At 38.7% G+C, this 12,097-nt stretch carries 11 protein-coding genes; 9 read left to right on the plus strand and 2 right to left on the minus strand.

The features are described from left to right. Positions 1-22 precede the first annotated feature (22 nt). Positions 23-328 (plus strand): DUF2752 domain-containing protein, encoded by a 306-nt coding sequence (locus tag DUT70_RS21555; RefSeq protein WP_162926626.1) that lies wholly within the window; start codon positions 23-25, stop codon positions 326-328. Positions 329-337: 9 nt separating this feature from the next. Further along, the gene (locus DUT70_RS13505) at positions 338-946 is read left to right on the plus strand and encodes an SGNH/GDSL hydrolase family protein (RefSeq protein WP_113647875.1); all 609 of its coding nucleotides are present in this window, start codon (positions 338-340) and stop codon (positions 944-946) included. 53 nt (positions 947-999) lie between these two features. On the opposite strand, the gene DUT70_RS13510 is transcribed toward DUT70_RS13505, so the two are convergent. Continuing rightward, a complete protein-coding gene (locus DUT70_RS13510; protein ID WP_113647876.1) occupies positions 1,000-1,740 on the minus strand; it encodes an RDD family protein in 741 nt (246 codons plus the stop codon). Between the two features lie 166 nt (positions 1,741-1,906). Here DUT70_RS13510 and DUT70_RS13515 point away from each other — a divergent pair, with 166 nt between their 5' ends. The 6 genes from DUT70_RS13515 to DUT70_RS13540 all read left to right on the plus strand — a co-directional run bounded on the left by DUT70_RS13515 (position 1,907) and on the right by DUT70_RS13540 (position 8,112). Then, positions 1,907-2,881, plus strand: coding sequence for a stage II sporulation protein M (locus DUT70_RS13515; protein ID WP_113647877.1), 975 nt, complete (start codon positions 1,907-1,909; stop codon positions 2,879-2,881). Beyond that, the gene (locus DUT70_RS13520; RefSeq protein ID WP_113647878.1) at positions 2,881-3,765 is read left to right on the plus strand and encodes a hypothetical protein; all 885 of its coding nucleotides are present in this window, start codon (positions 2,881-2,883) and stop codon (positions 3,763-3,765) included. The genes DUT70_RS13515 and DUT70_RS13520 overlap by 1 nt, the downstream gene beginning before the upstream one ends. Positions 3,766-3,871: 106 nt before the next feature. Beyond that, positions 3,872-4,528: a DUF4129 domain-containing protein gene (locus tag DUT70_RS13525; protein WP_162926627.1), complete on the plus strand. Its 657-nt coding sequence runs from the start codon at positions 3,872-3,874 to the stop codon at positions 4,526-4,528. Beyond that, entirely contained in the window at positions 4,525-5,715 is a 1,191-nt protein-coding gene (locus DUT70_RS13530; RefSeq protein WP_113647880.1) for a DUF4350 domain-containing protein, read from the plus strand. The genes DUT70_RS13525 and DUT70_RS13530 overlap by 4 nt, the downstream gene beginning before the upstream one ends. 43 nt (positions 5,716-5,758) lie before the next feature. Then, positions 5,759-6,736, plus strand: a complete 978-nt coding sequence (locus DUT70_RS13535; RefSeq protein ID WP_113647881.1) for an AAA family ATPase — start codon at positions 5,759-5,761, stop codon at positions 6,734-6,736. Positions 6,737-6,765: 29 nt separating this feature from the next. Continuing rightward, positions 6,766-8,112: a DUF58 domain-containing protein gene (locus tag DUT70_RS13540; protein WP_113647882.1), complete on the plus strand. Its 1,347-nt coding sequence runs from the start codon at positions 6,766-6,768 to the stop codon at positions 8,110-8,112. A gap of 117 nt (positions 8,113-8,229) precedes the next feature. Here DUT70_RS13540 and mfd read toward each other — a convergent pair whose 3' ends face one another. Continuing rightward, entirely contained in the window at positions 8,230-11,562 is a 3,333-nt protein-coding gene (gene mfd / locus DUT70_RS13545; RefSeq protein WP_113647883.1) for a transcription-repair coupling factor, read from the minus strand. 226 nt (positions 11,563-11,788) lie between these two features. On the opposite strand from mfd, the gene DUT70_RS13550 reads away from it, so the two are divergent. Then, positions 11,789-12,097, plus strand: coding sequence for a DUF2752 domain-containing protein (locus DUT70_RS13550; protein WP_113647884.1), 309 nt, complete (start codon positions 11,789-11,791; stop codon positions 12,095-12,097).

The following is a 12,097-nucleotide window of genomic DNA, read 5'->3' on the forward strand; positions in this document are numbered from 1 at the left end:
TTTAAATTTATATCAGTCCGCGTTGCTACTTTTAGGCAAGGCGGACTTTTTTTTACTGCCCTGTCCTTTTAAATATCTGTTTGGGATTGATTGTCCAGGCTGTGGTTTTCAACGTTCGGTGTTGGCACTGTTGCAAGGCGATTTTTCACTGAGCTTTAAACTTTACCCGCCAACGGTACCTTTATTAATTTGTTTCTTTGCTGCAGCTTGCACGTGGTTGCTGAAACTTAATCAAAATGCTTTGGCTCTTAAGGTGATGTATTTTGTTACGGGCTTTTTCATCTTCTTCAATTATATTTACAAGATGCTGTTTCAGCATATTCACTAAACAATTAGCATGGCAACACTTTCTTATTTGGCACTTGGCGATTCATATACCATAGGCGAAGCAGTAGAAGCAAATGAATCTTTTCCCTACCAACTAGTGGAGCTTTTAAAAGCGAAGCAGTTTGATTTTGCCGCACCTAAAATTATTGCAAAAACAGGGTGGACTACTGATGAACTGCGTCATGCTATACAACAGGAACAGCTTGCCGATAACTTTGATTTGGTGACCTTGTTGATTGGTGTCAATAATCAGTACAGAGGTTACTCACAAGATACTTATCGCAAGGAGTTTGCTGAACTACTCGAAATGGCTATAGGTTTTGCAGGTGGAAATAGGGCTAATGTGTATGTCGTTTCCATTCCAGATTGGGGCGTAACTGAGTTTGCGAAACAAAGTGGTCGAGACTTAAAAAGCATCAGCAATGAAATAGATGCTTTTAACGAAATCAATAGACAAGAAACCGAAGCTAAACAAGTTACCTACGTGGATATTACACCCGGCTCTAGACAAGCCTTGAAAAAGCAAACACTAATTGCGTCTGATGGTTTACACCCATCGGGTAAAATGTATGCGGAATGGGCGAAACAAATCGCCGAAAAACTTTTGGAAAAGATTTAGCTGATGAAGTCCTCCCGTTGCTTATTTAATGAGTTGTTATGCTAGTTCTTTTTTTAAACTGCTCTAGAGGTCAGATAAATATAATCGGCTGAAATAGTCTTTAAAAATTGCATTTCATTCATTCCTTCTGGAATAGTTGCCCCTAAGTGCCCGGAAACTTTTGCAGCCATTTGATAAATTAACTGAGCGTTTCGAGTGATATAATAAGTTTGAACTACTTCATGAATAAGTTCTATATCTCTATCGTTTAGTATGGTAACATTTTCAAAGGTAGCCGTATACTCCTCATCTTCTACTGGATGAAATGCAATGTGTTGCATTTTAGTTGCAGGAGTGGTTTTAATAAGTGTTGTGCCCGCAACAATATCGCCAATACGTTGTTTTTTGTCAGAAACAGCCACGCTGATGAATCCCAGTAAATTAGCGGTCAGCGAAAAATCAACAATTCTAAATACCCAGCGCATAAAGTATTGCCCGATACTGGCTTGTCCGCCGTCTAAACTCACGACCTTTATTTTTAACAGTTTTTTGCCTAGGCTTTGGCCATTAAATGCGACTTCACATAGCAAGTCGTAAAAGACATAGCAAATTCCAAATATAACAATCAGAATAACCATGGTGCTGTTGTTAAGGCTATTTTCTAATCCTGTAATGGCAAGAGCAATCAGTGCAAAAAAATAGATGATAAGGAACATGCCGAAATCTATGAGATAGGCTGCCACTCGTTCTCCTAAACCTGCTACTGGATAATCTATTTCGATGTGTTGGCTAGTGTTAATTTTGATGGTTTCCATTACCTCAAATATAAATTTTTAACCAAAAAATCTACAAAAATAAATTGTACTCACTTTTGTAAGTAGTTTAAGAAAGTTAAAGTTGTAAAAAAACGATTGCCTATATGGTTATCAATATTTTTTGTTTTATTTTAAGAGCAATTATCTATTGAACCAGAAATTAGCTATGAAAGAAGCGCTCTTTGTTAAGCAAAATGCTGAAAAATGGAAGAACTACGAGGCGCTAGTCACAGATAGTCCCGATGAACTTGCCCAGCGTTTTGTTGACATCACCAACGATTTGGCCTATGCGAAGACTTTTTATCCGAAGTCTAAAACTACGGCTTATCTAAACGGTTTGGCATCTGTGCTGCACCAAGCAATTTACAAGAATAAAAAAGAAGAAAAAGGGAGGTTTTTTAGTTATTGGAAATTCGAATTGCCCTTGTTTTTTTATACCTATCGTAAGCAAATTCTCTACTCATTTATTTTTTTTGTGTTGGCGGTAAGCATTGGTGTACTGTCTGCAAAATATGATGACAGGATGATCAGGTTGGTTACCAGTGATAGGTATGTGGATATGACCAACGAGAATATTGCTAAAGGAGATCCTTTTGGTGTATATAAGCAAACAAACGAGTTCAGGATGTTTTTTGAAATTGCTGTGAATAACATTTTCGTATCCTTCGTCATGTTTGTTAGCGGCGTGCTGTTTTCTATCGGTCCAGTGTTTTACCTGTTGCGTAACGGCGTAATGTTGGGTGCTTTTCAATACTACTTTTTCAGTAAGGGATTGGGTGCAGAATCTATTTTGGTTATCTGGATACATGGTACTTTAGAAATATTATCGATTGTTGTTGTTGGTGGAGCGGGTTTGGTACTGGGGCACGGCCTGCTTTTTCCCAAAACCTATACCCGTTTACAGGCTTTTAAAAGAAGTGGAAAAGATGCGACCAAAATAGCCGTAGGCATTGTCCCAATTATTTTGCTAGCGGCATTTGTAGAAGGTTTTGTTACACGACATACTGGAATGCCTATTTGGTTAAGTGTCTCGATACTAACAACTTCATTAGTATTTATGGTTTGGTATATCGTCATTTATCCACATCAATTAGCTAGAAAATTAACGATACAAACGCAAGAAAATTCAAATCATTTATAATGAAAGAGCATATAGAATTTAGGAAAATAAGAGAGTTTGAAGGAATAATTTCTGGAACGCTCTTGTTTATCAAGCAGAATATGAAGCCTTTATTAAAAACATTCTTCTCTCTCTGCGGCATTTTCATCTTAGGTGGATTGATTTCTAACATTTTTATGCAGTTGCATATGACAGATGTAAGAGAGAATATCCAAGCTGGAAATTATGACGGGTTTGGAGTTTGGAGCTATATGGCAAGTTGGCGTTACCTCTTGGTCATTGTATTTTCGGTACTTAACTATACGGCGATGTATACCGCTGTACTCAGTTTTATTGCTCTGTATATTGCCAAAGGTAATGTAGCGCCAACAGTAGAAGAAGTGTGGAGTTACTTTAAGTATTATTTTTTTAGGGTAATGTGGAGTTGTATCCTCATTTATGTGCTCTGGATCATCAGCGCAATGGCGTGTCTTATTCCAGGGGTATTTGTAACCCCTGCGTTTTCTATCTTTTTCGCGATCATGGTTTTAGAGAATGCTGATTTTGGAACGGCGTTCGGACGTGCCTTTGCATTAGTAAAACAAAATTGGTGGGCTACTTTTGCAACACTTTTGGTGGTGGGTATCATCACCTCTATATTTATGACGGTTGTTTATGCGCCGGCCTACATTTTAATGATGATTAGTGCTTTTTCTGGAGGAGATCTACAGATTTTAAAAGGATACCAGATTTTTACTTCCATTTCACAAAGTCTGTCGCAGGTGTTTATGATTATTCCAATGGTCTCAATGGCTCTCATTTATGCTAATTTGGCTGAACGAAAAGAAAGTCAAGGTTTGTTGAGTAGAATTGAAGCGTTTGGTAATGAAACGGCTCCAGTGTCGCACCCCGACGAAGATTATTAGTATGCGCATATTGCTGTTGACTGTTTTGTTGTTTTTTTCGATGGGTTTGCTAGCGCAGAAGAATCCACGATTTGTGATTGGGAAGCCAACTCAAGATACTATTGCCTTGAAATTAGACAGCAGTAAAACTCAAATCCGTGAATTTGATAATGAAGCTATTCAAAAATACAAGGCAGAAAAGGCGTTTCAATATGGCGAGGAAGACTCAAAAGAGCTTGGTTGGTGGGATAGGTTTTGGCGAAGCTTTTGGGATTGGATAGATAGCCTTTTTGGAGAAAGACAGATCACAGGCTCAAAGGCATCTGTTTGGCCTACGGTTTTAAAATATGTAACTATAGGTGTTTGTATAGGTATTATTGTATTTGTGATATTTAAATTAGCTGGCATAGATTTTAAATGGCTTGCTGGTAAATCTAAAGCCATTGAAGTGCCTTATGATGAAAGCCTAGAAAATATACATGAAATTAGCTTTGATGACGAAATTGAGAACACCCTTCAAAATGGGAACTACCGGCTTGCAGTTCGCTTGCTTTATCTGCAAACATTAAAGCATTTGAGTGATAAAGGTGTCATTGATTGGTTACCAAATAAAACAAATCTTGCTTATGTAAAAGAAGTACAGAAGCAGGGTAAAGGTTACGAAGCGTTTGTAAGCTTAACCAATCAGTTTGAATATATTTGGTACGGTGATTTTAGTGTCGACAAAGCTACTTTTGCTCATATCCAACAATCTTTTCAACAATTTAATGAGGACTTGAGATGAACGGATTGAAAAGATATATGATTTTTGGAGGGCTTTTGTTGGTACTATACCTCATTGCGCAATATACCAAGCCAGCGGAAGTTAATTGGACTACTACCTATTTGCCCGAAGATAAAAATCCTTTTGGGACGTATATCTTACGCCAACATGCAGAAGAGATATTCCCAAAAGCAGCGCAAAAAGTTTATCAAACGAATATCTACAATACCTTAAAAACCCCTCCTCAAGGAAATTCTAACTATTTGATTATTGCTTCAAACCTAGATGTATCCGAGCCAGATTTTAAGGTCATGAGAGAATATATGGAGGCAGGCAATCATATTTTAATTGCGGCTTTTCACATGGATGGTGCGCTGGCCGACAGTCTTAAGGTTCAACTTGGTTCTAATTTTGATGCGCAAAATAAAACCAAATATCCTATCAACTTTACATCGCCATATTTAAAACGAGATATGGACTATTATTTTGAAAAGGGAATTGCAGCACAGTATTTTAGTAGTATAGATACTACTAAAGCGTTGGTGCTTGGTAGAAAATATGACGAACATCCAAATCTTATCCAATATCGTTTTGGTAAGGGAGCCTTGTTACTATGCCCAAACCCACAATTGTTTACTAATTATAGTTTATTGAACGAAAATGGGGCAAATTATGTGGCTAAGGTATTTTCTTATTTGCCACAAAATAAAACACTAATATGGGATGAGTATTACACTAGGCCAGTCGTTAATAGTCAATCGGTATTGCGTGTGCTATTTAGTTATGAAACGCTGCGTTGGGCTTACTATTTGGCACTATTTGGTTTGGTGATATTTGTGTTGTACGAAATGAAACGCAGACAGCGAATCATTCCAGTTTTAGATCCGCTTAAAAACAGTTCGGTAGAATTTGCACAAACCATAGGTAGGGTATATTACCAACAACGAAATCACCACGATATCATCGAAAAAAAGATCAGTTATTTCCTAGAGTACTTAAGAAATAAATACAGAATAAAAACCACTGACCTAGATCAGGAATTTATAGAGACTTTGACCAATATTACTGGCGTTGATCCAGTGCTAATTTTGCAATTGAGAGATTACATATTGGCTTTCAATCAAATAGATAAAAAGGATAAGATTAATGACCAGTACCTCATTGCGTTTAATCAACTCATAGAACAATTTTATAAACTAGACAAATAAAGCTTTGCCTGCTATAATGGGTGAAGATTATAAATGAACATACATGGAACAAGAGATGTTTAACCAACGTACCGATTTAAGCCAATTGAGCCAAGCGGTAGAACAAATTAGGCTACAACTATCGAAGATAATTGTGGGTCAGCAAAACACCATCGATTTGCTCATTGCAGGTTTGTTGGCCAACGGACATTTGCTATTGGAGGGGGTGCCTGGTGTAGCAAAAACTTTAAGTGCAAAATTAGTGGCAAAAAGTATTGATGCTACTTTTTCTCGTATACAGTTTACACCAGACTTAATGCCTTCTGACGTATTGGGTACAGCAGTGTTTAGTCCAAAAACTGCGGAATTTCAATTTAGGCAAGGTCCAATATTTGGTAATATTATTTTAGTGGATGAGATCAACCGAGCACCCGCAAAAACCCAATCGGCCTTGTTTGAAGCCATGGAAGAGCGCCAGGTTACGGTAGACGGGCATACCTACAAACTAGCGGAGCCATTTATGGTATTGGCCACACAAAATCCAGTGGAGCAAGAAGGAACATATCGTTTGCCAGAGGCTCAATTGGACCGCTTTCTGTTCAAGATCGAAATCAAATATCCCACATTAGAAGAAGAAATTGAGATTTTGACCCAACAGCATCAGCAAGATACCCAGCACCAGTTAGAAGATGTTAAACCAGTGTTGGATGTGAAGCAGATTATGGCTTTGCGAGCAGTGATCAAATCGTTGTTTGTAGAACCTAAGCTGTTGGCCTACGCGGCGCAAATTGTGCATGAAACCCGTGAGAACAAGTCCTTGTATTTAGGGGCATCGCCAAGAGCTTCTCTAGCAATGATCAATAGTGCTAAAGCCATCGCAGCCATGGCGGGTAGAGATTTTGTAACACCAGATGATATTGTAAAGGTAGCGACGCCAGTATTGGCACATAGGGTGATGTTGAGCCCAGAAAAAGAAATGGAAGGGCTAACGACGGCAGATATCATTGCCCAAATTATTAAAAAGATAGAAGTGCCGAGGTAAGCGGCAAGCTTAGGGCTTAAAGCAGGAACATGAAAAAACTATTTAGAAAACTCTATACCGATCTGTTTTTAGAAAACAGGCTTTTCATCGCGCTGGGCATTTGCTCGGCCATGTTTCTGTTTGCCTTCTTTTTACCCATCTTGGGTGATTTGCCTTACATCGCTTTTGGCGTTTTACTATTATTGATTTTAATTGATATTTATTTACTTCATTCGTCAAAAAAAGCAGTCTTTTTAAGAAGGGATGTGCCAGAAAGATTAAGTAACGGTGACGACAACGAACTTAAAATCTATCTCGAAAATTTCTATCCTTTTCAGGTAGCTATTGGAATTATTGATGAAATTCCTTTCCAGTTTCAAAAGCGAGACTTATGGTTTAACACCACCTTGAAATCGAGGGAGCAAAAAATCATCAATTACTTTTTACGACCCACCAAACGTGGCCAATACGATTTCGGTTTTACCCGTCTGTTTGTGAAATCGCCATTGGGCTTAGTGAGTAGAAGGTTTAATGTGGCTGGTAAGGAAATGGTGCCTGTATATCCTTCTTTCCTCAAACTCAGAGAATATGAACTGATGGCCATTTCCAACCGTTTAACCGATGTTGGGATTAAGAAAATTAGAAGGGTTGGGCATAGCATGGAGTTTGACCAAGTGAAGAACTATGTAGCTGGTGATGATTTTAGGACCATCAACTGGAAAGCAACAGCTCGTAGGGCCGATTTTATGGTGAATACTTACACAGAAGAACGTTCGCAACATATCTATTGCGTCATCGACAAATCTAGGGCCATGAAAATGCCTTTTGAAGGAATGAGTTTGTTGGATTATGCCATCAATGCCAGTTTGATTTTATCGAGCGTAGCTTTAATTAAACAAGATAAGGCGGGGTTGATTACGATTGCCGAGAAGACCAAAAATGTGGTATTGGCAGATAAGCGTCCAACACAGTTGAATAAAATAATGGAAGTGCTGTACAAGGAGAAAACCCGTTATTTGGAAACAGATATGGAAGCACTTTTTGTAAGCTTACGTTCGGCTTTAAAACAACGCAGTTTGGTCGTTTTCTTCACTAACTTCGAAAGCATGTCGGCGTTAGAAAGACAGTTGCCTTACCTTAAACGAATTGCTAAATATCACTTATTGTTGGTGGTGTTTTTTGAAAATACCACGCTTAGAACTTTGAGCGATGAACAGGCCAAAGATGTGGAAGGTATTTATATTAAAACCATTGCCGAAAAATTTGCTTACGAAAAACGTTTAATGGTAAAAGAGTTAAGCAAGCATGGTATTTTGACACTACTCACCGCACCACAAAATCTAACCGTTAATGTGGTCAATAGATACCTGGCCATTAAGGCAAGGCAACAATTGTAATGCTATTTGTCATGCTGAACATAGTAAAGAATCTATTTTTAGACTAGTAGATTCCCCCTTGCTATATCAAAAAAATGTCCCTTCTCAAGGAGAGGGGATTTTAAAAGCTCCAATGGATCAAATCAATTCCAACATTTCTATCGCTTCATCAATATTGTTGATGTTGTCGAATGAAATGCGCAAGCTATCCTTTACTTCCTTAAGGTTACATAAACGAGGATGTAATTGTGCGAAAGCCAATACACGGTTAAAGGTTTCCGAATCGAAGAACTTTGATTGCTTATCACTCACAAAATAACCACGCAGGATGTTTTTCTTATAACTTACCTTTTCAAAACCTAAAGTTTTAGCAATCCATTGTAGGCGCACTACTTTTAGCATCGCCAATACCTGTGAAGGCACGGGACCAAATCGATCTCGTAAACGTTTCTCGAAATGGCTGATTTGTTGTTCGGTTTCCAGTTTGGATATTTCTGTATACAGGTTGTAGCGCTCGGTAATATTGGTGACATAGCTGTCTGGAATATGCATTTCCACATCGGTATCTACTTGCGTAAAACTCACGTAAGGACGTTCGGGCTGATCTTTAAATAAATCCTTGAACTCATCGTCTTTCAACTCTTGAATCGCCTCATCCAAAATTTTGTTATACATCTCGAACCCAATTTCAGCAATAAAACCGCTTTGCTCACCACCTAATAAATTTCCACTACCACGGATATCCAAATCACGCATAGCGATGTTGAACCCGCTGCCTAGGTCGGAAAACTCTTCAATGGCACTTAAGCGTTTGCGGGCTTCATCTGTTAATGTCGACAAAGGCAAGCTCAATAAATAACAAAATGCTTTTTTGTTGGAGCGACCCACACGACCACGCATTTGGTGCAAATCACTTAATCCAAACATGTGTGCATGGTTAATGATAATCGTGTTGGCATTTGGTACATCCAACCCCGTTTCGATAATGGTAGTGGCCACCAAAACATCTTTCTCACCGTTAATGAAATCGAGCATTACATCTTCCAACTGATCACCATCTAGCTGACCATGGGCAATGCCAATACGCGCCGTTGGTACCAGGGTTTGGATCAAGCCTGCCAATTGTTTTAAATCCTGCACTCGGTTATGCACAAAGAAAACCTGTCCACCGCGGTCTAACTCAAACTGTATGGCTTCTTGTAATAGTTTATCATTAAAAACATGCAATTCGGTCGTTACCGATTGTCTGTTTGGTGGTGGTGTATTGATGATGGACAAATCTCGAGCACCCATCAACGAGAAATGCAGGGTACGTGGAATTGGTGTGGCCGTTAAGGTTAGCGTATCTACACTTACACGTAAGGCACGTAATTTTTCCTTCGCGGCTACGCCAAATTTCTGCTCCTCATCTATTACCATTAAACCCAAGTCTTTAAACTTTACATCCTTGCTTAAAAGACGGTGGGTTCCAATAATGATGTCTATTTTGCCTTGAGCTAATTTTTCCAAGCTTTCTTTAACTTGTTTGGAGGTTTTAAAACGATTGATATAATCTACCGTACAAGGAAAATCCTTCAACCTCGAAGAAAACGTCTTGAAATGTTGTAAGGCTAAAATGGTGGTAGGTACTAAAACGGCTACTTGTTTTCCGTTAGCAACGGCTTTGAAAGCTGCACGAAGTGCCACTTCGGTTTTGCCAAAGCCAACGTCGCCACAAACCAAGCGATCCATGGGGTGAGGGGCCTCCATATCCTTTTTTACATCGTTGGTGGCCTTCATCTGGTCGGGAGTATCTTCGTAAATGAAAGAGGCCTCCAGCTCGGTATCTAAATAACTATCAGGAGCAAATGCAGTACCTGCTTGTGCTTTACGCAAGGCATAAAGCTTAATAAGGTCGCGGGCTATGTCCTTAACTTTTTTTTTAGTGCTTTTTTTTAGCTTGTCCCAGGCTTCAGTGCCTAGTTTATTCATTTTGGGTGGCGTGCCATCCTTACCGCTGTATTTAGCAATACGATTTAGGGAGTTGATGTTCACGTATAGCAAATCATTGTCTGCATAAACCAAACGGATCATTTCCTGCATTTTGCCGTTGGTTTCTACCTTTTCTAAACCCGCATATTTCCCAATACCATGGTCTATATGCGTTACAAAATCACCAGGTTTTAAATCCCTTAGCTCTTTTAAGGTAATGGCTTGGCTACGTTGATAGCCTTTCTTTAACTGGTATTTGTAGAAACGGTCAAAAATCTGGTGGTCGGTATAAAAAGCTACCTTTTGCGTAAAATCAACAAAGCCTTCACGTAAAGGAATATGGATGGGAATAAATTTTACGCTTTTATCAATGTCATCTAAAATGGCATATAAACGCTCTACCTGTTTGGCCGAATTGGTGAAAATGAAATTATTAACGCCCTGCTTTTCGTTCTCCTTGAAGTTGTGGATAAGCAGATTGAAATCTTTGTTGAAAGAAGGCTGCGGTTTGGTGTCGAAGTTAAAAACATCATCCGTCTGGTAGAAAAACTGCTTTCCAAATTCCACAAGGGTGAAATCATGCAGTAGGTCTGAAAGCATTTTTTCGTCTGAAAAGGCAAACTTAGGGTCTAACCAATTCGGATTTTGTTGTTTCTCCGTTGCTGGTAATGCTTTCCAAAGTTCGGTGGCTTTTTTGTAGCCTGTTTTCACTACATCAAGCGCAAAAGCCACATCTTTAAACCAAAGTTGAGTATCTTTTTCAATATAATCTAGCAAACTAATATTGTTCTCGGTAAGGAACTTGGCTTGCACATTAGGGACAATGGTCAGTGTTTTTACATCATCTACCGATAGTTGGCTTTCAATTTCGAAAGTTCTGATGCTTTCTACAGTATCGCCAAAAAACTCGATACGGTAGGGGAGGTCGTGAGAAAAAGAAAAAATATCGACAATACCACCTCTGATAGAGAATTGTCCAGGTTCATAAACAAATTCTGAACGCTCAAAGTCGTATTCGAACAAAAATTCATTGATGAAATCTATTCCAAGCGTGGCACCTACCGTAATTTCCAAGGTGTTTTTCTCCAATACGCTGCGATCAATTACCTTTTCGGCCAAAGCTTCAGGGTAGGTTACTACAATTTGTCCGTATTCCGATTGGTGGTTAAGTTCGTTTAGCACTTCGGCACGGGCCAACACATTAGATGTATCTACCTGTGTGAACTCAAAAGGTTTGCGGAATGAGGAAGGGAATAGTAAAATCTCCTTGCCCAAAATACTTTCAAGGTCAGAAGAAAAATAAGCAGCTTCTTCTCTATTGGGTAATACGAAAAGTTGCGGTTTATGCTGTAGAAAATAGGTTGTAAGTGCAATTACGGCATCAGAAGAACCCACCAATCCCTTGATTTGAGTTTTGCTCTTGCTGTTGTTCAGCGATTTTGCGATAGCAAGAACTCGTTGGTCGGTTTTAAATCTATTAATTAAATCTCTAACGTTCACTATTCAAAGATACACATTGTATTATTGTTAAATTGTCAAATAGTCTTTAAAGTTAGCGAGGCGGGGTAGTTGGTAAGTTTTTGACATAGCGCTCATTTGCTTATGATCAAATCATCATATTCATTTTAGGTTTGGTCGGGATTTATTTCCAGTTTGTCGAAATTGCTTTCATAACAAGTAACATAAAGCTTATAATTGTTTCTTAATATTACAAAACGCGAAACAAATGATGAGTAATAAGGGAAAATATGTAGAATTTGGGTTTTGGGTTTTAGCACTAACGTTACTGGCCACTGCTAATCCTCACGAACATCATTTCACCTTATGTCCCTTAGCTAATCTGGGTTTCGATTGGTGTCCAGGATGTGGTTTAGGAAGATCCATCACGGCCATCTTTAACGCTGATTTTGAAGCGAGTTTTAGGCATCATTGGTTCGGAATTCCAGCCCTTTTGATTATCCTCTACCGCATTTATCAGTTAGGTAAACAATTAATTATTAAACAAAGCAAACAATTAAAATATAAGGAGATTTAG

The sequence above is a fragment of the Pedobacter chitinilyticus genome (assembly GCF_003313385.1).
In the GTDB taxonomy this organism is placed as follows: Bacteria; Bacteroidota; Bacteroidia; order Sphingobacteriales; family Sphingobacteriaceae; genus Pedobacter; species Pedobacter chitinilyticus.